23 protein-coding genes are annotated in these 24,595 nt (G+C 39.7%); all 23 read right to left on the reverse strand.

Features of this window, described 5'->3' with window-relative positions; all coding sequences use genetic code 11:
- Window positions 1-210 precede the first annotated feature (210 nt).
- Complete coding sequence (locus NSQ59_RS19720) at window positions 211-1,410, reverse strand: acetyl-CoA C-acyltransferase (RefSeq protein ID WP_055740968.1); 1,200 nt, start codon at window positions 1,408-1,410, stop codon at window positions 211-213.
- On the reverse strand, window positions 1,410-2,273 hold the full coding sequence (locus tag NSQ59_RS19725) for a 3-hydroxyacyl-CoA dehydrogenase (RefSeq protein ID WP_055740969.1): 864 nt from the start codon (window positions 2,271-2,273) through the stop codon (window positions 1,410-1,412). Before NSQ59_RS19725 ends, NSQ59_RS19720 begins: the two co-directional genes overlap by 1 nt.
- A gap of 13 nt (window positions 2,274-2,286) precedes the next feature.
- Window positions 2,287-3,060, reverse strand: coding sequence for an enoyl-CoA hydratase-related protein (locus NSQ59_RS19730; RefSeq protein ID WP_055740970.1), 774 nt, complete (start codon window positions 3,058-3,060; stop codon window positions 2,287-2,289).
- A 13-nt stretch (window positions 3,061-3,073) separates the two neighbouring features.
- Window positions 3,074-3,850, reverse strand: a complete 777-nt coding sequence (locus tag NSQ59_RS19735; protein WP_055740971.1) for an enoyl-CoA hydratase-related protein — start codon at window positions 3,848-3,850, stop codon at window positions 3,074-3,076.
- Entirely contained in the window at window positions 3,843-4,136 is a 294-nt protein-coding gene (locus tag NSQ59_RS19740) for an EthD family reductase (RefSeq protein WP_055740972.1), read from the reverse strand. The genes NSQ59_RS19735 and NSQ59_RS19740 overlap by 8 nt, the downstream gene beginning before the upstream one ends.
- 61 nt (window positions 4,137-4,197) lie before the next feature.
- Complete coding sequence (paaD, locus tag NSQ59_RS19745) at window positions 4,198-4,698, reverse strand: 1,2-phenylacetyl-CoA epoxidase subunit PaaD (RefSeq protein ID WP_055740973.1); 501 nt, start codon at window positions 4,696-4,698, stop codon at window positions 4,198-4,200.
- 17 nt (window positions 4,699-4,715) lie between these two features.
- Window positions 4,716-5,522 (reverse strand): 1,2-phenylacetyl-CoA epoxidase subunit PaaC, encoded by an 807-nt coding sequence (gene paaC, locus NSQ59_RS19750; RefSeq protein ID WP_055740974.1) that lies wholly within the window; start codon window positions 5,520-5,522, stop codon window positions 4,716-4,718.
- Window positions 5,500-5,862, reverse strand: a complete 363-nt coding sequence (gene paaB, locus NSQ59_RS19755) for a 1,2-phenylacetyl-CoA epoxidase subunit PaaB (RefSeq protein WP_235950495.1) — start codon at window positions 5,860-5,862, stop codon at window positions 5,500-5,502. The genes paaC and paaB overlap by 23 nt, the downstream gene beginning before the upstream one ends.
- A 382-nt stretch (window positions 5,863-6,244) precedes the next feature.
- The gene (gene paaA / locus NSQ59_RS19760; protein WP_055740976.1) at window positions 6,245-7,210 is read right to left on the reverse strand and encodes a 1,2-phenylacetyl-CoA epoxidase subunit PaaA; all 966 of its coding nucleotides are present in this window, start codon (window positions 7,208-7,210) and stop codon (window positions 6,245-6,247) included.
- Window positions 7,211-7,251: 41 nt separating this feature from the next.
- Entirely contained in the window at window positions 7,252-8,577 is a 1,326-nt protein-coding gene (locus NSQ59_RS19765) for a phenylacetate--CoA ligase family protein (RefSeq protein ID WP_055740977.1), read from the reverse strand.
- A gap of 167 nt (window positions 8,578-8,744) precedes the next feature.
- The gene (locus NSQ59_RS19770; RefSeq protein ID WP_055740978.1) at window positions 8,745-10,130 is read right to left on the reverse strand and encodes a peptide MFS transporter; all 1,386 of its coding nucleotides are present in this window, start codon (window positions 10,128-10,130) and stop codon (window positions 8,745-8,747) included.
- Between the two features lie 226 nt (window positions 10,131-10,356).
- Entirely contained in the window at window positions 10,357-12,489 is a 2,133-nt protein-coding gene (locus NSQ59_RS19775) for a YhgE/Pip domain-containing protein (RefSeq protein ID WP_055740979.1), read from the reverse strand.
- A 290-nt stretch (window positions 12,490-12,779) separates the two neighbouring features.
- The gene (locus NSQ59_RS19780) at window positions 12,780-14,801 is read right to left on the reverse strand and encodes a prolyl oligopeptidase family serine peptidase (RefSeq protein WP_083489399.1); all 2,022 of its coding nucleotides are present in this window, start codon (window positions 14,799-14,801) and stop codon (window positions 12,780-12,782) included.
- A gap of 130 nt (window positions 14,802-14,931) precedes the next feature.
- Window positions 14,932-16,455 carry a solute symporter family protein gene (locus tag NSQ59_RS19785; protein WP_055740981.1) on the reverse strand — a complete coding sequence of 508 codons (1,524 nt, stop codon included), beginning with the start codon at window positions 16,453-16,455 and terminating at the stop codon, window positions 14,932-14,934.
- Entirely contained in the window at window positions 16,452-16,781 is a 330-nt protein-coding gene (locus tag NSQ59_RS19790; RefSeq protein ID WP_055740982.1) for a DUF485 domain-containing protein, read from the reverse strand. The genes NSQ59_RS19785 and NSQ59_RS19790 overlap by 4 nt, the downstream gene beginning before the upstream one ends.
- Window positions 16,782-16,869: 88 nt before the next feature.
- Window positions 16,870-17,334: a flavin reductase family protein gene (locus NSQ59_RS19795; protein WP_055741285.1), complete on the reverse strand. Its 465-nt coding sequence runs from the start codon at window positions 17,332-17,334 to the stop codon at window positions 16,870-16,872.
- 33 nt (window positions 17,335-17,367) lie between these two features.
- A complete protein-coding gene (locus tag NSQ59_RS19800; protein WP_055740983.1) occupies window positions 17,368-17,754 on the reverse strand; it encodes a 5-carboxymethyl-2-hydroxymuconate Delta-isomerase in 387 nt (128 codons plus the stop codon).
- A gap of 319 nt (window positions 17,755-18,073) precedes the next feature.
- Window positions 18,074-18,811, reverse strand: a complete 738-nt coding sequence (locus tag NSQ59_RS19805) for a fumarylacetoacetate hydrolase family protein (RefSeq protein ID WP_055740985.1) — start codon at window positions 18,809-18,811, stop codon at window positions 18,074-18,076.
- A complete protein-coding gene (locus NSQ59_RS19810; protein ID WP_055740986.1) occupies window positions 18,808-19,590 on the reverse strand; it encodes a fumarylacetoacetate hydrolase family protein in 783 nt (260 codons plus the stop codon). The genes NSQ59_RS19805 and NSQ59_RS19810 overlap by 4 nt, the downstream gene beginning before the upstream one ends.
- Window positions 19,591-19,604: 14 nt before the next feature.
- Window positions 19,605-20,588, reverse strand: a complete 984-nt coding sequence (gene hpaD / locus NSQ59_RS19815; protein ID WP_055740987.1) for a 3,4-dihydroxyphenylacetate 2,3-dioxygenase — start codon at window positions 20,586-20,588, stop codon at window positions 19,605-19,607.
- A 14-nt stretch (window positions 20,589-20,602) separates the two neighbouring features.
- On the reverse strand, window positions 20,603-22,072 hold the full coding sequence (hpaB, locus tag NSQ59_RS19820; RefSeq protein WP_055740988.1) for a 4-hydroxyphenylacetate 3-monooxygenase, oxygenase component: 1,470 nt from the start codon (window positions 22,070-22,072) through the stop codon (window positions 20,603-20,605).
- Window positions 22,073-22,122: 50 nt separating this feature from the next.
- Window positions 22,123-23,604 (reverse strand): 5-carboxymethyl-2-hydroxymuconate semialdehyde dehydrogenase, encoded by a 1,482-nt coding sequence (hpaE, locus tag NSQ59_RS19825; protein WP_055740989.1) that lies wholly within the window; start codon window positions 23,602-23,604, stop codon window positions 22,123-22,125.
- Window positions 23,605-23,618: 14 nt separating this feature from the next.
- Window positions 23,619-24,545, reverse strand: a complete 927-nt coding sequence (gene hpaI / locus NSQ59_RS19830) for a 2,4-dihydroxyhept-2-ene-1,7-dioic acid aldolase (protein WP_055740990.1) — start codon at window positions 24,543-24,545, stop codon at window positions 23,619-23,621.
- Window positions 24,546-24,595 lie beyond the last annotated feature (50 nt).

Below are 24,595 nucleotides of genomic sequence, written 5' to 3' on the forward strand. Positions count from 1 at the left end.
AGAAGCGCCTTGCCTATCGGCGTACGGATTTCGTAGTTTTCGACTGAGATAAAGGAAACACAGTGAGGTAGTTCACGAACAAGTGAAAATAGCACTTCCATTTTCAACTGATGTTGACTTATCGTTGGGAGAAGACGGAGAAATCCGCTAGCCGATAGGTGCTGGTGAAATTTAAAGTGCCAATTTCACTTGTAGCTTGACAGAGTCTAGCTATATATTTTCAACAAGCGTTGCGATGCCTTGACCAACACCGATACACATCGTCGCAAGTCCCAATTCTGCATTTCTTCGTTTCATTTCATAAATTAATGTTGTTAAAATTCTTGCTCCACTGGCACCTAGTGGATGCCCAAAAGCAATGGCACCGCCATTTACATTCACAATCTCCGGATTTACTTCCATTTGCTTTATACATTCCAGTGACTGAGAAGCAAATGCCTCATTCAGTTCCACCAATGAAATGTCCTTTATAGAAGCACCTGCTCTTTTTAACAATTTTCTTGTTGCATAAATTGGCCCTAACCCCATTACAGCCGGCTCAAGTCCTGCCACTGCACCATTCCGGAATTTTACTAACGGTTTAAAGCCAAGAGCTTTTGCCTTTCTTTCACTCATCATTAAAAGGGCAGAAGCTCCATCATTCACACCAGAAGAATTCCCTGCTGTTACGGTTCCCCCTGCGAATAACGGCTTTAGTTTTGCTAATGCTTCCAGTGTTGTTGTCGGCCGAGGATGTTCATCTAAAGAAACTTCCATCTGATTCCCTCTTTTATCGGATACAGTTACAGGGACGATTTCTCGGGATAACACCCCTGCGGATACAGCTTTTTTCGCCTTCATTTGACTTTCAAAAGCAAACAAATCTTGTTCTTCCCGGGAAATATTAAACCTTTTGGCGACATTTTCCGCAGTTTCCGGCATCGAATCTGTCCCATACATCTCCTTCATACGCGGGTTCACAAAACGCCAGCCAATCGTTGTATCAAAAAGCTCGGTATTACCTCGCGGGAACTCGGATTCTGACTTCCCCATGACAAAAGGTGCCCTTGTCATACTTTCCGTACCGCCTGCAATAAAAATTCCCCCGTCTCCTAAGGCAATGGCTCTTGCTGCATAATTAACCGCATCAAGTCCGGATCCGCAAAGACGATTAATCGTGGTTGCTGCAGTTTCAACCGGCAAGCCTGCTAGTAATGCGGACATTCTCGCCACATTGCGATTATCTTCCCCAGCTTGATTCGCATTCCCAAACACGACCTCTTCTATTTCTTGAATAGGAAGTCCTGGATTTCTATCAACCAATGCTTTAATGACAATGGCACCCAGATCATCTGGACGGATGCTTTTTAAAGCGCCCTTGTATCTTCCAATCGGAGTACGTACTGCATCTACAATGACGATCGTTTCCATTAACCATCACTCCTATTGGTGTAATCGTATACCCCTTTGCCAGTTTTTCTGCCAAGACGTCCTGCTTTCACATACTGAATAAGCAGCGGGGCTGGACGATACTTTTCACCGAGTGTTTTGTGTAAATATTGAAGATTGTTCAGTCTTGTATCGAGACCGACTAGATCAGCTAATTCAAATGGGCCCATTGGATAATTCAATCCAAGCTTAATCGCTTTATCAATATCCTGTGGTGAACCAATTCCTTCCTGTAGCATATAAAATGCCTCATTTCCAACTAAGGCGCTTATTCTGCTTGTCACAAAACCCGGGAATTCATTTACGATCACGGTCTCCTTCCCCATTTGCTCAGCAGTAGATTTGATTTGATTCGCCGTCTCTTCATCTGTTTCCAATCCTTTAATAATTTCCACAAGAGGCATTTTATGAACGGGATTAAAGAAATGCATGGCAATCACTTTATTTGGTCTCTTTGTAAAAGAACCTAATTCTGTTGGACTCATTGTTGAAGTATTGGATGCAAAAATACAAGTCTCCGGGGCATTTGCATCCATCTCTTCAAATACCTGTCTCTTAATTTCGATTTTTTCCGGAACTGCTTCTATGATTAAATCGGCGGACCCGAGAGCTTTTTTAAAGTCTGTCACATATAATAGATTATTTTTTGCCATGGTCATTTGGTCAGGAGTAATTTTCTTCCGCTCGATTCCTTTCGAAAAAATCCCTTCTATTTCTGCCTGGGCATGGGAAAGTGCATCTTCATTTACATCAAATAGCTGCACGAAAAATCCACTAATAGCAGCGGTATAAGCTATTCCCCTTCCCATTACACCAGAGCCGATTACGGAAATATTTTGTATCAACCGATTTACCTCCTTATTCTCCTAGAAAATGAGGCTTTCTTTTTTCCAGGAAGGCTGCGATCCCTTCTTTATGATCAAGCGTTTGCCCGGCGATTTTTTGGGCATAGGCTTCCTTTTCCAGCATTTCATAAAGATTGGATTCCCAACTTTGATGCATATATCTCTTTATCAACCCGATTGTTTTCGTTGGCATGTTTGCTAGCTTTAGGGCAAATGCTTCTACTTCTTCATCCCAATTTTCAATCGAAATTACTTTGGTAACCAATCCATATTCTTTTGCCGTTTCTGCTGAAACTTTTTCCCCTAAGATGGCTAATTCCATTGCTTTTGCATGCCCCACCATCCTTGGCAAGTAATAAAAATTGCCGGAATCAGGAACCAAGCCAACATGGATAAAGGCTTCTATGAAACTCGCTTTTGATGAAGCTAATCTAAAGTCACAAGCTAAAGCAAGGCTCATACCCGCACCGGCAGCTGTTCCATTTACAGCTGCAATAATCGGCTTTTCTGTTGAAGCGATTTGCCTTATCATCGGATTATAGTATTTTCTTATTAGTTCACCATAATCGGTATCCACTTCTACATCCTGCAGGTCCTGACCGGAACTAAATGCTCTCCCAGCACCAGTAATAACGATAGCCCTTACTTCTTTATCATTTGCTGCCAGTTTAATAGACTTCGTTATTTCCTCTTTCATCTTGCTGTTAAATGCGTTTAAGTTTTGTGGACGGTTCATCGTGATCCATGCCACATGATCTTTTACTTCATAAAGAATCGTATCAAACATCCATACCCCACCTTTACCTGCCCTTAAAATTTGCCTTTCTCTTCTCGATAAACGCATTCATACCTTCTTTTTGATCCTCAGATGCAAATAGTAAGTAGAAATTTTTCCTTTCAAATTGCATTCCTTCATATAAGGAATAATCCACTGCCTTTGAAACCGATTCCTTTATGAGACGCAGAGAAAGCGGTGGCTTCTTAGAAAGCATCTGCGCATATTTAATTGTTTCCTCTATTAGCACTTCTTTAGGAAATAGTTTGTTTACAATTCCTAACCGGCTGGCTTCTCCTGCCTCTCTCATTTCTCCTGACCAAAGCCATTCTAAGGCTAGCGTTTTTCCAATTAACTTTGTGAGCCTTTGCGTCCCACCCGCTCCAGGCATAACCGCTAAATTGACCTCAGGAAAGCCAAATTTAGTATCCTCCGCTGCAAACAATAAATCGCAAGCTAATGCTAATTCAAAGCCGCCTCCTAAGGCAAATCCGTGCACTGCACAAATAACTGGCTTTTTCAATAAAGAAAGCCGATCCCATTCGGTAAATTGGTTTAGAAGTTCAAGGCTAACTGGATTATCGACTGCCATTTCGTCAATATCCGCTCCCGCCGCAAACGCTCTGCCGTTACCGTAAACAACCATTACACGAATACGGTCATTTTGTTCGAAGCTTTCTAATGCTTGAACAATCTCTGAAACCATTTGGCGATTTAACGCATTCAGTACCTTAGGACGATTAAGCATGACCAAGCCAAGCTGATCTTTCGTCTCAACTTGTATGTACTTATAATCAGCCATTGACTTCTTCACCAAACATGAATGTCACAAGATCGCCCGCAAAGTCCATAACATCCTTTCCTGATGCCTTTGACTCCTCTGTTTTTGATGCCTCTTTAAAAGCTTCTTTGCTGTCGTAATACATTTCGCACATTAAATAATATGGGCTTGACCCCGACATTTTTGTAATTTCTACTTTCCTAAGTCCTGGTATTTTTTCTGTTATTGGGATATGAGTTTCGAAATAATATCGGTCAAATTTTTCAGTGTCCTCCGGTTTTTTAAATAAAGCGATCATTTTATACATGGGCATACATCCTCTCTTTTTTTTTAGTTTCAATTGTCTAGCTCTAGCGCCGACTTCTTATTTACATTAAATTAGAAATCGGCTTCATAGCCTCAAATGGGTTTTTGCAGCTTTTACAGTATAAAATGCTTCTGCATGCTGTTGGTCCGAACAGATTCTCCATTGTTGTATAGTGGGAACCGCAATACGGACATTCTACATCCCATAGTTCCTTTTCTTCTATAAATTTTGGCGGTGGAGCAATTCCAAATTGTTTTAGGTTTTCTTTTCCTTTTTCCGAAATTCTGTCGGATGTCCAAGGAGGGTCATACACGAATTCCACCTCAACATCTTTTACTCCCTCCACCATTTGAATAGCTTCTTTAATATTTTTCTTAATAATTTCTAATGCGGGACAACCAACAAAGGTAGGAAGCGCTTTAATTTTCACACTTCCATCCCTTCCCAATTGCACATCCGAAATCATCCCAAGATCGATTACGCTTACCAAGGGAATTTCAGGATCCTTTACATCTTCCAATTTTTTCAGAACGTTGAATTGTAATGCTTCAAACGATTCCACTTCTCCCCTCACCTTTCCTACCATGCTGCCTGTGGATCGAGATTGTATACTTCACTTAAGGTGGATAATGCTTGATTCAAATCCTCGGTATGCATTCCTGAGCGTCCATCTCCTTTTTTGGCAGTTGGAAATCCTGGATAATCAATGCCTACCTTTTCAAAAACTTGTTTCATTTCAGCTTCCCATTTTTGCTTAAAGAGGCTTTCTTCCTCTATTAATTTATATTTTGAAAAATCTTGGCTATGAGTCCCGTACGATAAGACATCTGCAAATTCATCCCAAACTTTTTGAATGGCAGCTTGCATTCGTGTTTTCGCTTCTCCTCCGCTCAAGATTAGCTGGTTGAACCAAACCTTCCAATGCATAACATGGTAATATTGTTCCATTTTTATTTTGGTGGCTGCTTGAGCTAACGGAAGATAGGAGGATTGTTTTAGAGATTCCAGTTTTAGTTTTTTATAAATATCATAGAAATAATGTCTGACTACTGTGAAAGCCCAATCGTAGTTTGGATTTTCTAAGTAGGTGCCTGTTCCGTTCATTAACTCTAGTAATATAGCATTTTTTCGTTCTGATGCTTTTCGTTCGTGGGCAAGCACATCTGCTGCACCTTCCCCCAACGATTCAAGAAGTTCATAGTACATCACTGCATGCCCCATCGTTGCTTGGTTTATCGATGCATATGCGATATCCTCCTCAATATGAGGGGCCAAACCAAGCCATTCTGAACCACGAAAAGCAAGGATAAAATCATCGTCTGCCAGCTGGTATAAAAGTTCCACCAAAGCAGTTTTATATTCGTTATTTTGAATCGCCTGGTCCATTCTGACGCCCTCCCCATGACATAATTTCCTTCTCATCCAGCACTTGCTGCTCGTATTTCCGCCATTTCTTTTTCAAATATCCATATCCTTTTGTAAGGCGGTATTCTTTATTATCGAGCCGTTCTAATGCCTTTTTTTCTTCAGGTTGTAGCTTTGTAATATCAGAACGTTTCACAACCCATATATCTACCACAGGCTCCCGCCTCATGAAATTTTCCTGAGCCATTACTAATGCCATTTCATGATTCGGAGCAAGTAAACTGAATTGATGCTGGAAATCTGATTTATGATTTCGTTTACTGAATACTTCAAACACATGGTAAAATTGTTCGTTCTGCAAAAACCTCATCCTTCCATCGGGATTTGTACATTTATGCGGACTCTGGTTCCGCTATTTTGCTGAAAAACCTCACTTTTATGGAGTTGGAGGACATACATTCCGTTATTTGCTTAAATTCATGTTAAAAACACTGATTTCCAATACAATAACGGATCCTCTGTCCGCTTAACTTGTGATTTTAGCCATTTTGTCACAGATAACGGTTCTCCTGTCCGATTGCCTAACTTGTGTACATTTATGCGGACTCTGGTTCCGCTATTTTGCTAAAAAACTTCACTTTTATGGAGTTAGAGGACATACATTCCGTTATTTGCTTAAATTCATGTTAAAAACACTGATTTTCAATACAATAACGGTTCCTCTGTCCGCTAGTTTCCTTTCCCTACATTGCGTCACTCTTCGCTCCTAAGGCTTCACGGACCCAGCGGCTATTTTCAAAAGCCATTCTTCTTAGCTGTAATCTTGATTGTGATTTTGGGCCATGACCTGCAATTATTTTTTTGAATTCAGACCAATCCGGCTCCTGATAGACCCATTTCCCCTTTTCTTCATCAAAATGCATCGTATCGTCCGGGATCTTAAATCCCAGCGCTAATACTCGTGGTACGTATTTTGTAAAGAAATCTTGGCGCAGCTGCTCATTTGTTTTCGTCCGTATTTTATATTTGATCGTGATATCCTGCTTAGAGGAACCGGTAGTCTCAGCACTTGCTGGTCCAAAAAACATCAGTAAGGATTGCCACCAGCGATTGATCGCCTCTTGCAGCATCGCTCTTTGCTGTTCTGACCCTTCCGCTAATGCCATGATAATGGATTCACCATGTTGGGCATGAAATACTTCCTCTGCACAAATACGATGCAGTGCACGGGAATATGGACCGTATGATGCTTGTAGCATATTGGTTTGTGTCATAATTGCGGCTCCGTCAACAAGCCATGCGATAATACCTGCATCTGCCCAGGTTGGAGCTTCCATATGAAACACATTATGAAATTTTAAATCTCCAGTTAAGAGATCCTCCATGATGTCTTCCCTGTTTTTTCCCAATGGTTCAAGAAGGTCCTCCACAACCCTGAGAAGGAGCTGTCCATGCCCCATTTCATCTTGTACCTTCGCCATAATTCCTAATTTCTTTCGTAATGATGGTGCCTTTGGAACCCATTCCTTTTCAGGGAGCGCCCCCATGATTTCACTGATGCCATGCATAGATATAAGCTTAATTAATACTTTTCGATATTCATCCGGCATCCAATCGTCGGCTTCTATCTTTTCGCCATTTTCAATTCGTTCCATAAATTGCTGCAGCTTCTCTTCCTCCGTCAATTTAGAAAAATCGACTGTGCTCATATCTGATCCCCTTTCTATTCTCCGTTTTCTCTATGAAGGTGTTATTTTTTTACTATTTCTTTACGATGATCGATAATTCTTACTGCTTTTCCTTCTGAGCGTGCAATGCATTTTGGTGGCAGCAATACAACATTCATGGTCACATAACAATAGGTTTTCATTTTCTCTTGAATTTCGGCTTTTAATGCTTGCAGTATTGGGTGTTTTAGATTCTGTGATGTTTTTTGATAAAGCTCTCCAGTTATTTCAACATGCAGCTCTACTTCATCTAAGGAGGATGTTCTATGAAGATGTAATTGATAATGAGGTGCTAATTCTTTCATTTGAATCAGATGGTGCTCTATTTCGGATGGAAAAACATTGACGCCTCGCACGATGATCATGTCGTCAATACGCCCTTTCACCCTCGACATACGTGTTGTAGTTCTTCCACATATACATTTGGCTTTGGTGATGGATGCTATATCTCCTGTTCGATATCGAATAATTGGAAGCGCTTCCTTTTTGAGGCTGGTAAAAACAAGCTCTCCAATTGTTCCCTCCTGAACGGGTTCCAATGTTATAGGGTCTATGACTTCAACTAGAAAATGATCTTCTGCTATATGTAAACCGTCCTGCCCGACACTGCATTCCATTGCGACTCCGGGTCCAACCACTTCGCTTAAACCATATATATCACAAGCTTTTATATCAAAAAGTTCCTCTAATTTCTTTCTCATTTCTTCAGACCATGGCTCTGCACCGAAGATACCGTACTTTAAAGTGGTTGACCTCGGGTCTTTTCCCATTTCCAGCATCTTTTCTCCTATATTTAAGGCATAGGATGGTGTAGAACAAAGTATAGTAGGTTTAAAATCCTCAAGGATGGAAATTTGTCGTTCTGTATTTCCTCCAGATATTGGTATAACCGTTACCCCTAATTCTTCACCGCCAAAATGAAGCCCCAGCCCGCCCGTGAATAAACCATATCCATAAGCATTTTGCAGAATATCTTCCGGTCCGCCACCGACAATGGAGATCGCTCTTGCAACAATGATTGCCCAGTCCTTAATATCCTTCTTTGTATATCCAACTACTGTTGGTTTTCCACTAGTTCCTGATGAGGCATGCAAACGGACAAGATCTTTTTGTTCCGAAGCAAATAATCCGAATGGGTAATGATCTCTTAGGTCACGTTTCGTCGTGAAAGGCAATTTCTTAATATCATCCAAAGTTTGAATGCTATCAGGATTTACATTACTTTCTTGAAGCTTATTTCGGTAAAATGGAACACGTTCATACACTCTTTCAATCGTTTTTTGCAAATCATGAAGCTGCTGATCTTCGATGGATTTTCTTTCGGCAGATTCAATATCATGCAAAATCATATATTTCCTCCTTACCCACTCATTAATATGACGTATTTTTTCCGTCTATACATTTTACCGTCATATTTAATTATAGAATACGACCTAAAACCACAATTGTCAATTTGATTCTGAAAATTCAACTTCCCATTTTACTTAAAAAAAAAACCGGAGAATATATCTCCGGCTTAATCCATCATTTTCACAAGTTTTCTGGAAAATCCTAATAAAATAATACCAAATACGATCGTAACACATCCAATTAAGCCAAATACTTCAAAGTAACCTAATGATTCAGTGAAGCTACCTAATTGACCTGCTAATATATTTGCAATACCAGAGCTTGCTAACCAAACACCCATCAATAATGATGCATATTTTAGAGGAGCGATCTTACTTACAGTGGATAAACCAACTGGTGAAAGGAACAGTTCCCCTACTGTATGGAATAGATACGTGACAACAATGAACAATAAATTAGCTTTCACTGTAATATCATGTTCATTGCTTCCGGTACGCATAATTGCTAATAATAGGACAAGATAACCAATACCTAGCAAGATCATTCCAAGTCCCATTTTTGTTGGTACAGGCATATCCCCGCGTTTTGAATGAGAAAGCTTAATCCAAAATGCAGAAACAACAGGTGCCAAAAGAACGATAAATAATGGATTCACTGATTGGAACCATGATGTTGGAATTCCAAATCCGAATACATTTCTGTTTACGAATTTATCTGTGTAAACAGTTAATGCCCCACCAGCTTGTTCAAATCCAGCCCAGAAGAAAATAACAAATACAGTTAGAATAACAACCACTGCTGTTCTTTGTTTTTCTTTTTTAGTTAATGGCGCTTTTATTTTTTCTCCGCCAGCAGCTTCCTTCGGTTTTCCAACCGGTTTTTTACCAATGTCACCAAGGTAACGATTTCCTAAAAGATTAAATAAAACTTGACCGATGACCATTCCGATTGCAGACGCCAAGAAACCATACTTATAACCGTAGGCAATAACACCATTATTATGAACTGCAAATAGCTTGTCTGTAATCATACCAATAATAAGCGGTGAAAAGAATGCACCGACATTAATCCCCATGTAAAAGATTGTAAACGCAGGATCACGTCTTGGATCATCTTTTTCATATAACTCCCCAACAATGGTAGAGATATTCGGCTTGAAAAACCCGTTCCCAATAATCAGAATAATTAGACCTAAATAAACACCGGCTTCACTATGGATGCCGAATAAAACAAGGTTTCCAATTGCCATTGTAATACCGCCAAGCGTTATTGCCAAGCGTTGACCTAGGAAACGGTCTGATAACCATCCACCAATTAAAGGTGTTAAATATACAGCTCCTGTGAAGAAACCATAAAGTGCTAAGGCAAAACTTTCATTCATTCCTAAACCGCCGTTAACAAGCGATTTCGTTAAATAAAGGACTAGGATAGCCCGCATTCCATAATAACTAAAGCGCTCCCACATCTCAGTTAAGAATAACAAATAAAGACCCGGTGGGTGTTTTTTACGCGATTTATTGGAATCCTGCTGATTATTCACTGTTGCCTCCATAATTTCGCTCCCCTCAATAGTAAAAATTATTTTAATATAGAATTAGCATAATTTATTAACAATTAAATCGTCAATAAATTTGTTAGAAAAAGAAAAATTGGAAATCTTTTTAATTAAGGGATTAGTTAAAATTAATCTTTCGAAGCCTTATCATTATTTACATTTGAATTTTTTAACATGGTATATTATTCCTCGAATTCAAATTAAATTTTTGTAGGATAATTTCTCAGTGTATTAATTTACTTTCTTTTGCTTTTTTTACAAAATTATCGCTAACTCGGTTGATTGGCCGTTTTAGAAAAATTCCTATGAGGAAGAACAATAGCGCAAAAAGGCATAAAATCAACATATCCTTCTGAACAATATCCCATAAAATTCCTCCTACCGCTTCTCTCATCAGGCTAATTGAATAGGTAAAGGGTAAAAAGGGATTTAATTTTTGAAAAAAGGTTGGAGTAACTTGAATAGGAAAAGTTCCACCAGACCCAGAAATTTGTAAAACTAATAATACAATTCCAATTGACTTTCCAATATTACCAAATACGGAAACCAATGTATATACCATTGTGATAAAAACAGCACTATTCCATAACCCAAAAAGGATAAACCAAAGTTTTTCCAAAACAAATGCATGCAGAAAGTAAATATCTCCAATCGTTACTAGCAAAGACTGTAATAATCCTAAGGTTAAAAATGTCAAATAGCGCCCAAAAAATATTTGATAGCTTTTTATATGCAGGTCTTCAACATCTACAGTTAGGAGCGATATTAATAGCATTGCCCCAACCCATAAAGATAATGTCGTAAAAAATGGGGACATGGCAGATCCATAATTAGGAATATGATACAGCTGTCTTTCTTTTAATAAAACTGGTTCCTTAAAAAAATTACTCTCCTTTTGAACATCATGCTTCAATAATTGAATAATGTCGTGAATATTTTCCTTTTTTTCGAAATCACGTATTCGATTTGCAATTTTTTTAATTTGTGTTTCTGCTCCAGGGAGTTCCCTTTTTAGCCTTGTAACTTCGTTTATACCCATTACAGCTCCTTTGGAAGCATCATTTAAAAGCTTTTTTATAGTTGGAAGATCTTTATTTGCTTGATTCAATATTTGACCTGCATTATTTACACTTGTCTTAGCAATGTCTATGGAATGCTGTACTTTTGGGACGATAATGGAATCATAATTTGTTACTAATCGATTCAATGTATTAGAAGCAGTACTTGATAATCCGTTTATACGATCGATGACATCTTTAGAGATTTGTTGCCCTCTGTCAATATCATTTGAGACTACCTTTAAAAGATTTATCTCTTGTTGAAATTGATTCATTACAGCTGCGATTTGCTGACTAATTGGCATCATTTCCTGTCTTCCGCTGATACCATCCAATTGTTTTAATGTATTATTTAAAGTATCGGTTATGTTCACACCGGATTGTAAACTCATGATGGCCTTTTCAATTTCAGCTTTTGACGCTGTATTATTCTGAATATGTGAGACTATTCCTTGAGATGTACTGGCTATTTCACTAAGCAAAATCAAATTTTCCTTAGTAGCAGGTTCTATTTTGTTTAAAACAGCTTCACCCTTAGATAAAAAATTGGAGAGTTGGCTAGTAAGTTCCATTCCATTTTTCGTTATTTCTTGCACTTTCGGAAGACTTCCCTGAGCATTCCTTACGATATCGCGAGCTTTTGTTGCATCATTTAAAGCTATATTGACATATCTGTTGATTTTCGGAATATCTGCTTCTATTTTAAAAATGAGTTCTTTAACTCTTTCAATTGCAGGTAAATCTCTTTCCAATTCAATCCCAATTTCACGGAATATGGAAAAGATGGTTTCACTGGCAGTTTTTACAAAGTTTTTACTAATTTGATCCACGACTCCACTTGCACCAGAAGAGGTGATTTTCGGAGCAACAGCATTGATTTTTTCATTTACTGTATACACAATGACAGGTTTCTTTGGATTTGCGTTTAAAATAGAAGTTATTTTCTCGGAAAAATCTTTTGGTATTGTAATGCTGGCATAGTATTTCCCATGTTTCACCCCATCAAGCGCGTCATCCTCGCTTACAAACTGCCACCCTAATTTTTTGTTTTGGTGAAGGGATTGGACGACTTCATTGCCTACATTAATGCGCTTCCCTTTCATAACGGTTCCTTGATCCAGATTGGAAACTGCAACGGCAATTCCTCTCGTATTTCCATAAGGATTCCAAGAAGCTTTAATGTTGAACCATGCATACAGGGATGGCAAGACAATTAGGGCTAACATAATCACTAATGCAACCCAGTTTGTTATAATATTCTTCATATCTCTTGCATAAATGCGCAAAATAGTACCCATCTTTTCCCCACCTGAGCTCTCCTTATTTCTTTTCAGCATCATAATTGCTCTCTATGTAAAGGTTCTCCAAATGGGAATATTTTATTTATTGACCTTGCCCATTGGTATACGGATTTCGTAGCACTTGCGAGATGAAGGAAACACAGCAAGGTAAATCATGGAGAAGGTGAATCCACTAGCAGATATGCTGCTTGCACTAGACAATGACCAACTAAATCAAAGTGAAGCACAACTTCTTATACGATAAAAAAGCCTTGAGTACTTTATTCGGTACTCAAGGCTTTCTTCCATTATTGTAATTCCTTATCTAAAAACGCATAAAAGTCTACCCATTCATCAATTAGTTTGGATGTTGGCTTTCCTAAACCATGACCAGCCTTCGATTCGATACGTAGGAGAATGGTAGATCCTTTATCTGCTTTCTCCAGCAATGTAGCGGCAAACTTTTTCGCATGGGCAGGTACTACCCTGTCATCACTTTCCGCTGTTGCAATTAATATAGGCGGATATTTTTGCCCTTCTTTCACATTATGAAGTGGAGAATAAGCATACATAAATGGGAAATGTTCCGGATTTTCAGCATTTCCATACTCCGGTATCCAGTATCGGCCAATCGTGAACTTATGATAACGAAGCATATCAATTACTGGTACACGGCAAAGCACTGCGCCAAACAGATCCGGTCTTTGCACCATACATGCTGCTACTAAGAGTCCGCCATTTGAACCACCCATGATGGAAAGTTTTTCCTTGCTTGTATAACCACTCTTAATTAGCCACTCACCAGCCGCAATAAAATCATCAAAGACATTTTGTTTATTTTCCAACATCCCTGCTTTATGCCACTCTTCTCCATACTCGGTTCCTCCGCGGAGGTTTGCAACAGCATAGACACCGCCTTTTTCCAACCAACGTAAAACAGCTGGGTTGAAAGATGGAGTCATACTAATATTGAATCCGCCGTAACCGTATAAAATCACAGGGTTTTGCCTATTAAGTTCGATTTCCTTATGGTGAGTCAGGAACATAGGGACTTTTGTGCCGTCTTTTGATGTATAAAAAATTTGCTTTGTTTCATAAGCGGATATGTCCATTTCTAATTGGGATTCCGCAAAGGTTTCCAGCTGATTTTCAGAAACATTGTAATGATAAACGGTTGTTGGACTTAAAAATGATGTCATTCCAAAATAAATTTGATCATCTTCGCTGCTTCCTGTTATGTTTGTTAATGAACCAATCATTGGATTAGCTATTTCATTTTCATACGTCCCATCCATTTTATAAACATGAAGTTGATGATGGGCATCATGAAGGGTTGCAACCACAAATCGATCTTTTACATATTTGACAACATCGATTACATCCTGTTGTTCCGGTAAAACTTCCGTCCAATTTTCCGGATCGGGATTATCCACATCAACCGCGATAATTCTGCCATTTGGCGCTTTTAAATTTGTTTTAAAATAAAAGGTTGTGCCGATATTCGTGATGTACGAATACTCCGCATCTTGTTTATCTAATAAACGTGTAAAACCATCATTTGAATCTAACTTTTTCAAGTAAAAACGATTTTCCGTTGCTGTTCCAAGATTCACATGGAGGCATAAGTATTGTTCATCATCACTTATAAATGCACTGAACATTAATTCCTTCTCTTCCGGCTGCTCGTGGATTAATTGATCTTCACTTTGACCAGTCCCTAGTTTATGGAAATATACTTTATTATAGTTGCTCTCGTCTTCCTTGCTTACCGAACCAGGCGCCGGGAAACGACTGTAATAAAAACCTGAAGTGTCAGGTGCCCAAGAAATCCCAGTAAATTTAACATGTTGGATATGATCAGTCAGTTTTTCACCGCTATTAATATCAATTACATGAAGCTCCTGCCAATCACTTCCATGAGTGGAAGTTGCATATGCAATATAATGTCCATCCTTGCTGAAGGAGTAATTGGTCATTGCAACGGTTCCATCTTCACTTAGCGTATTCGGATCAATAAGAACAGACTCCTTTTCGCCTTCCTTCATATATAAAACAGCTTGATTTTGCAGACCGTCATTTTTTTGATAAAAAAGGCGGTTCTTTACTTTTTTCGGAACGAAATATTTTGGATAATTAAATAGCTCTGTTAATCTTTCTCTATCCTTTTCACGTGTACCGATTTGTTCAAAATAGGCATCAGCTTGCTCCGACATCCATTTTCCCCAATCTATCGTATCTTGTGAGGTTGGATCTTCCAGCCACCGATATGGATCGGGAACCTTCGTGCCATGAAAATCCTCCACAATATCACTTTTTTTAATGGTTAACATCCTCATTCCCCCTGAACCTTTTATGACTATCTTTCTCTATACTTCGCCGTTCGAAATAAAAATCCCTTTTAAAAAACGGAAAGATTCAATTATTTCCAAAAAAAAAGAAGATTGCTAAAGAATCTTCTTACTAAACATCCTGACCTAAATTCGATTGGACAAGGATTTTTTCATAGTTTCTATCCTTTTCTTTCGATAGTAATGTACCTATGAATCCTCCTATAAATCCAAGAGGAATCGAAACAATTCCTGGTGAGGCAAGTGGGAATATTGGTTTTCCTACGAAAATAGCATGTCCGCTTGGATCCCAAACATTTGGACTTAAGAGAACGAAAATAATCGTTGAAAATAATCCCACAATCATACTTGTTATCGCCCCTGCGGTATTAAATCTTCTCCAGTAAATAGTTAGTAGAATAACAGGAAGATTAGCACTGGCAGCAAGGGTTAACGCTAATGATCCAAGAAAGGCAACATTTAAATTTTGTACAAATAAAGAGATAATAATCGCAATAACAGGTACGAGAATGGAAGCAATCCGCGCAGCTTTCAATTGCTGCTTCTCACTTGCTTTGCCTTGCTTCAAGATCCCATTATAAAAGTCATGTGCAAATGCGGAGGCACCCGATAATACAATTCCGGCAACGACTGCCAAGATGGTCGCAAATGCAACTGCAGCAATAAAGGCGAATAAGAAATCCCCTCCAAGAATTCGGGCCAATGCTGGTGCAGCCATATTACCGGCGGGATTTTCAGCAATGATTTTATCCGTTCCAATTAGTGCCGCCGCACCAAACCCCAGAAAAATAGCCATAACATAAAATATGCTAATCACCCATGTAGCAACAGTCACAGATTTTCGGGCTGTCTTCGCATCTTTAACCGTGAAAAAGCGTATCAACACATGTGGCAAACCTGCTGTACCAAGCAATAATCCAAAGTTCAGAGATATGGCGTCGAGACCATTTTTATTTTTAATTCCCGGCTCTAAATATTTTTCTCCAAATGGAGTAGCGCTTTTTACTTTTTCAAAGATATCGATGATATTAAAATGAAATTTGCTTAAAACAAGAATAAAAAGAACGAATGTACCGCCTAATAATAAAAATGCTTTTGTGATTTGTACCCAGCTTGTTGCGGTCATCCCTCCAAACAGAACGTAGACCGTCATGAGTACTCCAACGATAATTAGGGATGGTACATAAGGTATCCCAATGAGCATTTTAATCAGAACCCCTGCTCCGACTAATTGAGCGACCATGTAAAAGACAGAAATGGTTACAGTATTAAGTGCCGCAAATCCACGTACTTTATTGGCTTTAAAACGGGCCGTAATCATATCTGCCAACGTGTATTTTCCTAAGTTTCTAAGAGGTTCCGCCACTAAATACATAACAACCAGGTAAGAAAGTAATGCACCTAGCAATAGATATAATCCGTCAAATCCAGTTAATGCAATTCCACCTACAATTCCAAGGAAAGAAGAGGCAGACATAAAGTCACCGGAAATAGCAACCCCATTTTGCCAGCCCTTCAATTCCCCTCCGGCTGTATAAAATTGATTTGTATTTTTGGTTAATTTGGCTGCGAAATAGGTAATAACAAGGGTAGCAACAACGATTACCAGAAATAGACTAATGACTGTATAGTTCATACCTTTGCCTCCTTGACAGCCAATTCTTTATTTGCCCCCTCTTTAATTGTTTCACTTAATCGATCAAATGAATTCGCTTTTTTTGTATAGAGGACACAGAAGAGCCAGGTCATGACGAATAGCATAAAGGCCCAAAACCAAGCCCATGTAATAGGACCGACAATAGAGTGATTAAGAATAGTTGAATAGGAAGTCAAAACGGGCAGGGCCATAAATAGAATAAAAATGGTGAGAGTAGATGTAAGAATGAATTTCTTTTTTTTCGATAAAAGTTGTTGAAAGCCCGGCATTTGAGCTATTTTTTCATATTTCTCTTCATCCCTCATAGTCCGAATCACTTCTTTCGTAATAAGTTTCGATACATCCATTTACAATGTTATAAAGAGTCTTTAGACTTTTGATTTCAAAACGCCTTTACAAATTAACTAGATTTCTATATTTCCCTTCAAAAAACGTAAGTGGATCGCCATCTTTAACAACAATGTCTAAAACCTCGCCAATATATAAAGTGTGATCGCCTGCTTGGTGTGTTGCATGGACATTGCAAGTAATATTCGCGATTGAACCTGGAACTACTGGGATATCCTGCATCCAATCAAAATCAATCATTCGCTGCTCCTTCAATTGTCCTGCAAAGTACATGGACATATCCTGCTGGTCTTTTGTGAGTATACTAATACCAAATTTTCCAGATTCCTTAATTCGCTGATTCATATTTGCCTTTTCTCCAATCGAGATTAAAACAAGCTTTGGGTTAAGAGAAACAGACATAAAGGCATTTGCAGTCATGCCATGTACTTGATTATTCACTGAAGTAGTAATAATCGTAACCCCCGTTGCAAATTTCCCCATCGCATTGCGAAATGTACGATCATCCATTATGTGGGCCTCCTTTAATGCACTCATGTTCCGTTACCTCCTAAATCGATTATGAATATTATTATGTTTATAGGTTCCCGCTTCACTGAATTCAATTAGTTCCATAGATAGAGCAAGATAACGCTTTTCAAACAAATCTTGAAAATGATCTTTTATTACAGCAAATAATGCATCACAAACTTGTTTTTTGATCTCTTCGGATCTACCGGCACCAATTTTTAACGTTCCATGAACAAATGCATCATTTTCCTTACCATCCGCCACTCTATAATCCTGCAATTCAATTGCTCTTGACCGGATGCCTCCAATAGGAAAAATAGGTTGATAGGAAATTAAAACATTATTGATTTTTTCAAGCAGCAGCGGAATATTGGCATCTGGTTTTAGATTGTCGGTATATTCAAGAATGAAATGCGGCATGATTCCCTTCCTTTCTGGGACAAGGTTTGTCTTTTTTGGTTTGGCGGAATTATTTCCTGTTTTGGCGGAATTATCGCTCGTTTTGGCGGAATTAGCTACAAGATCCGCTAGAGTTATCCGGTTTTTCTATCATTTTTTTGTTAGCGGTTATCTATTTCTTAATTCCCTTTCCGAAATTCCGGGCAAAGTGGCTATTTATGGATTATAAAGGACTTGGCGCTTCCTTTTTCCTACCACTTTGGCCTTTTGACCCCATATTATGGACAGGTTATTGAACTACCTACAAGCAGGGACGAGGGACCTATCCCACTCCCCACACTCAATCTACAATAGTGTTCACTAAGCGGCCAATTCCTTCGATTTCGGTAATTACTTCAGCCCCTACAGCTGTATCGAATGATCCTTTTGGTGTTCCCGTTAAAATGATGTCGTCTGCGTTTAATGTCATGAAGCTGCTTAAATATTCGATTAAAACTGGGATGCTAAAAATCATATCCTTTGTATTGCCTTCTTGTGTCAGCTCTCCATTTACATACGTTTTCAACGTTAAATTCATCGGGTCCTCAACATCTTCTGCATCTACTAGCCAGGGACCAATCGGTGTGCAGGTATCGCGATTTTTCACCCTTAAATTAGGTCGGTAATAGTTCTCTAAATAATCCCGAATGGCATAGTCATTTGCAATGGTATAGCCGCTGACGTATTCATAGGCATTGTCAGCCTTGACCTTTTTCGCCATTTTTCCTATAACTACAGCAAGCTCACATTCATAATGCATATAGGTTGCATCTGCAGGTCTTATTGTTTGCCCATTATGCCCGATGAAGGTGTTTGGTCCTTTCAGAAAAACAAGCGGTTCCGACGGTGTCTGAAAAGAAAGTTCAGAAGCATGATCGGCATAATTCAGACCGAGAGCAAATACGGTTTTAGGTTCAACAGGCGGTAGCCACATAACCTCCTCTTCCCGGACGGTTTTCCCATTGTCGAGTAGGAGGCGCCCGTCTTGATCAACAGCGTGGTGAATGGACCCGCTGTATACGACTCGAGCCCTTTTCATAATCTCACCCCCGCGACCAATTCCTTTTCATCCACAACTACATTTTCCAAACTTCCAATTCCTTCAATTTCAATGCGAACGCGATCTCCAGCCTTGGCTTTCGGCGGATTCTCTGGTACACCAACCAGCAAGACATCCCCTTTTGACAGAGTCATAAATTCCGTCACTTCTGCAATCAATTTTGAGACAGATCTTATTAAATTTGCAGTTGTATTCTCTTGTTTAAGTTCATCGTTGATAAAAACTTTAATACGAAGAGAATCGGGATTTATTCCTTCCTTAACGACAATCCATGGGCCAACCGGACAAAATCCGTCTCTTGCTTTATGTTTGACTGCGGGACGATAAAAACTTTCATGCGGAATAGTAACGTCGTTCACAATGGTATAGCCTTCCACATATTCTAATGCTTTTGATTCACTGACGTGTGTCGCTGAACGCCCAATGACGATTCCCAAAGCAGCTCCTATTTCAAGTTCCTTAGAATCTAGCGGTAACGGAATGGGCATCCCATACCCTGTAATGGTATTGATAGGCTTTATATAAAGGATGGGAGCTTCCGGCGGTTTGTTATAGGGGGCATCGTGAACCGAATCCCCCATTTGCTCCAATGCTCCTTTATAATTTAGTAAAGTGCCATAAATGGTTCCTGATACTGGAGCATCCCATAGAAGTTTGCCAATTTCATAGGTTTCACTATTATAATGGAGAGTATTTTCCCTTACTTCCCCATCATGGAAAAGCTGAGAGCCTTGAAATTTAAATGTAACCTTTGGCATAGAGTCACTCCTTATTAAATAATAATCGTCGGCTTTTTCTTTTCTAATTTCGGCTCTTTCGTTTCGACTTTTTTTCCTGTATGAACATCCAACACAACGGAAGCTTCATTGAACCAACAGTCTGGTGCGGCATGGCCCCAAAATGTTTGGCGCATCGGATCATCCAAATCCCAGCGAATTGGCTTGAAATCTGGATCACTTGTTAAATAATCACCGTTATACAGTTCGATGCGATGACCGTCCGGGTCACGTAAATACAAGAAAAAGGCATTGGATAATCCATGGCGGCCAGGCCCTCGCTCAATGCTTGCACCGTAACCGAGGGAAGCTAAAACATCGCATGTGTTAATGACACTCATTGGATCGCTTAGCCAGAAACCAACATGATGCAACCGCGGGCCAACGCCGTTCATAAAGGCAACATCATGGACGGTTGGTTTACGGTGAAGCCATGCAGCCCATATTTGTTCATCATTGGAGGTAGTATATTCAGAGCAGGCAAATCCTAATTCATTGATATAGAAGTGATATGCCTTCTCAACATCTTCCACAGCACAGTTAAAATGATCAATTCGTTGGACACGAGCTCCCTTATATAAATCATAGCGCTGCAGCAATCTGTCTACCGTCTCCATCTCTGCGAAAAACTCAAGCGGCAAACCAGAAATATCTTGAACACGCAGAGTTCGCCCCATTGCTTTTTGCGTACCTATTTCCATCCATTTCGTTTGAGAGCCCTTTTCGGAAAAAAACGCGGATAATGCATCAAGATCTGCCTCCGATTGAACCTTATAGCTTATAACCTCTACGCTCGGTTCTTCCGCCTTTTGCAGTACAAGACTATGGTGGCAATGCTCCTCGAGTCCTCTTAAATAAATATGATTTTCATCACTGGCAGTTTCGACAAAACCAAGTGCATTTATATAAAACCTTCGGGACTCCTCTAAATTGGTTACATTGAAAACGGCTCTGGCGGCACGAATAATATTAAAATTCATTTCTCCAATCCTCCTCATACAAAGCTAGGCTTACTAGTGTTTACCTTCCCTAAAAACTCGCGAATGATCTCTTTATAGGAATCTTTCTCATAAGAATCAAAGTAAGCCATCCCCATGCGAATTGGATCACCGAAGAAATAATATTCATAATGCATTTGACGGCTTCCAAAGGCGCTCATCGTCATATCCCATGCTAATCGGAACAGTTGGACGCGTTCATAGCCTTCGAGATTTTTCCCCTGAAGTCCACGATGAATGATCGCACCAATGTCCTCATTTCGGAAGTCTGCTTCGGTTGGGATTCCCATTAATCCGGATGCACCTAAAACACGTAAAATTTCCACAAGGCGAGGATACACACGAGGATACCAGTTTCTTGCCGTGTCTAAAGCAACATAATCCGGTGTCATCGTCCCCCATTTGTCCAGCTTGGCATTATGCTCTGCCCTGTATAAGTGGCTGCGCATCGTTTCAAGGGTCATCATTATTTCGGCACCTTTATCCTGAACATGCTGGAATTGATCAATTCCAATAGCATCCATTACACTTAATGCTAAACCAAGCAGGAATTCCGTTTTGACAATATTTTTCGCCAGGACTTGATGAGCCATATGAACAACGGCATTTGTTTCCCTGAACGTGCGATTACAGATGGATGAATTACCGCAAACAAATACCCTTTCCCACGGAACAAAAACATTTTCAAACGAAACAATTGCATCTCCCTCTTCAAATCTGGAGGAAAGTGGATGATCCCACTCACTTTTGCCATAATCAAACGATTCACGGCTGATGAATTTTAAACCTGGAGTATTGTTTGGAATCGCAAATGCGATGGAATAAGGATCATCTAACTCACCGGATTTTTTCACCGTGGATGGAAAGACAAGAATTTCATCCGTAATACCTCCTTGTGTAGCAAGAAGACGGATTCCGTCGACAATGATTCCCTCTTTCTTTTTCTCTACAAGATGCAATGCCACATTGGCATCCTTCTGTTCATGCTGGGCTTTAGCTCGATTCACCTGAGGATGGATTAATGTATGAGTTAAGCTAATATCATTCTCTCTGGCATACTCATAATATTTTTTTGCATTTTCTGCGAACATTGGGTCTGCTTCAGCAAATAATTCATTGGACACACCCATCGCCATTACTTCGGCATTGAGATAATCCGGGGAACGACCCATTAAACCGCCGGATGTTCGTGCCCATTCTGTGATGGCTTCTCTTCGTGCAATTAAATCATCAATCGTTTTTGGCTGCAGGAAAGTCATCCCAACCTTATTGCCAGTGGTTGGAGACGAATATAGCATTTTCTCTGGCTTTTCATATTGAAGATCATATAATTTAGCCATCGATTGAATTACATTTTTGAAGGCCGGATGCTCTGTTACATCGCTTACTCGCTCTCCATGTATATACACATTGTTATTTGCTTTCTTTAACCGTTCGATATATTCTTTTCCTGTTTTAGCTGGCATATTTTATCCCCCTTTATTATTAAGACCGCTACGATGTAGTTCACCCTAATTTACGCCTTTGGTTTCCCAAATTGCGGAATATGATGTTCTGTTAATGCGACATGAATAACCTGTACTTCAGTATAAAAATCGAAAGCGTAATGTCCGCCTTCGCGCCCTATTCCGCTTGCTTTTGTTCCGCCAAATGGAATGCGGAGGTCCCGAACATTTTGCGAATTAATCCATATCATTCCAGAGTCGATTCCTTGAGCCACCCTGTGTCCGCGCATGATATCCTTCGTCCATACATAGCCTGCAAGCCCGTATTTTACATCATTGGCAAGCTCGATGACTTCCTCTTCTGTTTTAAATTTCATAACAGTCATTACCGGTCCGAAGATTTCCTCTTGGGCCACTCTCATATGATTTTCAACATTTAAAAGCAATGTCGGCGGAACAAAATTTCCTTTATGAAATTCTTCCGGTATTACACCGGAATACACTTCAGCACCCTCTTGCACTGCAATTTCCAAATATCGTTTCACATTGTTAAAATGCTCGACATGAATTAATGGGCCGACCTCTGTATCTTTATGTAGCGGATCCCCAATGACGATATTGGAAATGCGTTCCTTTAAGGCAGAAACGAATTTATCGTAGATGGATTCATGTAAAAATAGTCTTGAGTTTGCTGTACATCTTTCCCCATTAAAGGAGAAGATTCCCCATGTACTAGCATCAAGCGCTCTTTCAAAATCTGCGTCCTCGAAAACAATAATCGGTGATTTTCCGCCTAATTCAGCCGAAACACGTTTCAAGGAATCAGCGCCATTTTTAATAATTTCCGACCCTGTTGTGGTTTCTCCTGTAAAAGAGATCAGTTTGACGTCCGGATGTGCAACTAATGATGCTCCCGCTGTTTCTCCAAATCCGTGTACTACATTGAACACACCTTTTGGAAGCTCTGCCTTATCAATGATTTCCGCTAATCGGTTCGCTGTCAGCGGCGACCATTCTCCTGGCTTTAATATAACTGTATTTCCCGTTGCCAAAGCGGGGGCAATCTTCCATGTTTCAAGCATAAACGGTGCATTCCAAGGAGTAATTAATCCAGCAACACCAATAGGCTTTCGGATTGTATAATTTAAAAACTCCCCATCCACTTGGTATGCTTCACCAACCATACGACTCGCAACCATCTCCGCATAAAAACGAAAGTTTTGTGCGGAACGTGCTACCATGTTTTTCGTTTGGCTAATGGGAAGCCCTGTATCTAGTGATTCCAGTGGAGCGATTTCTTCGATATGTTCATCAATTAAATCTGCAATTCTATGAATATATTTAAGCCTTTCGCTGACTTTCATATTGCCCCATTCGCCTTTGAACGCAGTGTATGCGGCTTCCACCGCCGCTTCGATATCCTCCTTGTCTCCTTCTGCAACTCTGTTTATCACTTCATTCGTAAACGGATTAAGATTTTCAAATGTCTTTCCTGAATGGGCGTCCACAAATTGTCCATTGATATAGAGCTTTACGTCTTGTATTTTCTCCATTCCAAACCCTCCTGCTATTTTGAAGCGATCTCATCATGTAATTCGACATAGTGTGATAAAACCGAACGAATTTCTTTTTGTAAGTCATCTGATGGTAAATCCATTGGCAAGCGCAAAACCGGTTTGATTTTCCCCATCATTCCTAATGCAGCCTTTAATGGAGCAGGATTCGTATCTTTAAAAAGCACGTCATTTAATTCCATTAGTTCATAATGGAGTTCCTGAGCTCGTTTCACATCCCCTTCTGCCCAAGCGTTATAAATTTCCGCTACTTTGTCTGGTGTAATGTTAGCTGTTGCACTAATATGGCCAGCTCCACCAATCGCAAGCATTGGAAAGCATAACAATTCAATACCGGAATAAAGCAGAAAATCTCTTCCGCATTTAAGCAATACACGATTCACATGTTCAAAGTCTTTATTGGATTCCTTCACACCAATGATATTAGGACAATCCTTCGCTAGTCTTGCCAATGTATCGACATGTAAATTGGTTGCCGTTCTTCCTGGAATGTTATACACAATAATTGGGATATCCACTGAGTCAGCTACTGCTTTGAAATGTTTGTATAAGGCATGTTGTGAAGGTTTATTGTAATATGGCACGATGACAAGTGCCGCGTCTGCCCCGAGTTCCTGAGCCTTTTTCGTGAGGTATAAGGTTTCTTGATGATTGGTGGAGCCTGTTCCGGGAACGAAAGGAACCCTGCCATTTATTGCTTTTGCCGCAGTCTCCATGACTTTTACACGCTCTTCTACCGTTAATGAGCTTGGTTCCCCCGTTGTTCCAGTAACGGAAATCCCATGTGTTCCACTTTCTATATGCCAGTGAATCAGTTTTTCAAAGGTCGGATAATCAATCGAAAAATCTTCGTTGAATGGGGTTATTATTGGGGCTATCGATCCTCGCAATTTTTGTTTTGCTTCTTCGTAACGATTCATATTCCTCCACTCCTCAAAAGTTGGTTAAATTGAAAAAATCATTTTTGAAA

This window comes from Margalitia sp. FSL K6-0131 (genome assembly GCF_038008735.1).
Taxonomy (GTDB): Bacteria; Bacillota; Bacilli; order Bacillales; family Bacillaceae_C; genus Margalitia; species Margalitia shackletonii.

What these genes read in the sequence shown, in the direction of transcription:
- NSQ59_RS19720 (WP_055740968.1), bottom strand. Translation starts at nt 1,410, where the DNA reads ATGGAAACGATCGTCATTGTAGATGCAGTACGTACTCCGATTGGAAGA.
- NSQ59_RS19730 (WP_055740970.1), bottom strand. Translation starts at nt 3,060, where the DNA reads ATGTTTGATACGATTCTTTATGAAGTAAAAGATCATGTGGCATGGATC.
- NSQ59_RS19735 (WP_055740971.1), bottom strand. Translation starts at nt 3,850, where the DNA reads ATGGCTGATTATAAGTACATACAAGTTGAGACGAAAGATCAGCTTGGC.
- NSQ59_RS19740 (WP_055740972.1), bottom strand. Translation starts at nt 4,136, where the DNA reads ATGTATAAAATGATCGCTTTATTTAAAAAACCGGAGGACACTGAAAAA.
- paaC (WP_055740974.1), bottom strand. Translation starts at nt 5,522, where the DNA reads ATGGACCAGGCGATTCAAAATAACGAATATAAAACTGCTTTGGTGGAA.
- paaA (WP_055740976.1), bottom strand. Translation starts at nt 7,210, where the DNA reads ATGAGCACAGTCGATTTTTCTAAATTGACGGAGGAAGAGAAGCTGCAG.
- NSQ59_RS19765 (WP_055740977.1), bottom strand. Translation starts at nt 8,577, where the DNA reads ATGATTTTGCATGATATTGAATCTGCCGAAAGAAAATCCATCGAAGAT.
- NSQ59_RS19770 (WP_055740978.1), bottom strand. Translation starts at nt 10,130, where the DNA reads ATGGAGGCAACAGTGAATAATCAGCAGGATTCCAATAAATCGCGTAAA.
- NSQ59_RS19775 (WP_055740979.1), bottom strand. Translation starts at nt 12,489, where the DNA reads ATGGGTACTATTTTGCGCATTTATGCAAGAGATATGAAGAATATTATA.
- NSQ59_RS19780 (WP_083489399.1), bottom strand. Translation starts at nt 14,801, where the DNA reads ATGTTAACCATTAAAAAAAGTGATATTGTGGAGGATTTTCATGGCACG.
- NSQ59_RS19785 (WP_055740981.1), bottom strand. Translation starts at nt 16,455, where the DNA reads ATGAACTATACAGTCATTAGTCTATTTCTGGTAATCGTTGTTGCTACC.
- NSQ59_RS19790 (WP_055740982.1), bottom strand. Translation starts at nt 16,781, where the DNA reads ATGAGGGATGAAGAGAAATATGAAAAAATAGCTCAAATGCCGGGCTTT.
- NSQ59_RS19795 (WP_055741285.1), bottom strand. Translation starts at nt 17,334, where the DNA reads ATGGATGATCGTACATTTCGCAATGCGATGGGGAAATTTGCAACGGGG.
- NSQ59_RS19800 (WP_055740983.1), bottom strand. Translation starts at nt 17,754, where the DNA reads ATGCCGCATTTCATTCTTGAATATACCGACAATCTAAAACCAGATGCC.
- NSQ59_RS19805 (WP_055740985.1), bottom strand. Translation starts at nt 18,811, where the DNA reads ATGAAAAGGGCTCGAGTCGTATACAGCGGGTCCATTCACCACGCTGTT.
- NSQ59_RS19810 (WP_055740986.1), bottom strand. Translation starts at nt 19,590, where the DNA reads ATGCCAAAGGTTACATTTAAATTTCAAGGCTCTCAGCTTTTCCATGAT.
- hpaD (WP_055740987.1), bottom strand. Translation starts at nt 20,588, where the DNA reads ATGAATTTTAATATTATTCGTGCCGCCAGAGCCGTTTTCAATGTAACC.
- hpaB (WP_055740988.1), bottom strand. Translation starts at nt 22,072, where the DNA reads ATGCCAGCTAAAACAGGAAAAGAATATATCGAACGGTTAAAGAAAGCA.
- hpaE (WP_055740989.1), bottom strand. Translation starts at nt 23,604, where the DNA reads ATGGAGAAAATACAAGACGTAAAGCTCTATATCAATGGACAATTTGTG.
- hpaI (WP_055740990.1), bottom strand. Translation starts at nt 24,545, where the DNA reads ATGAATCGTTACGAAGAAGCAAAACAAAAATTGCGAGGATCGATAGCC.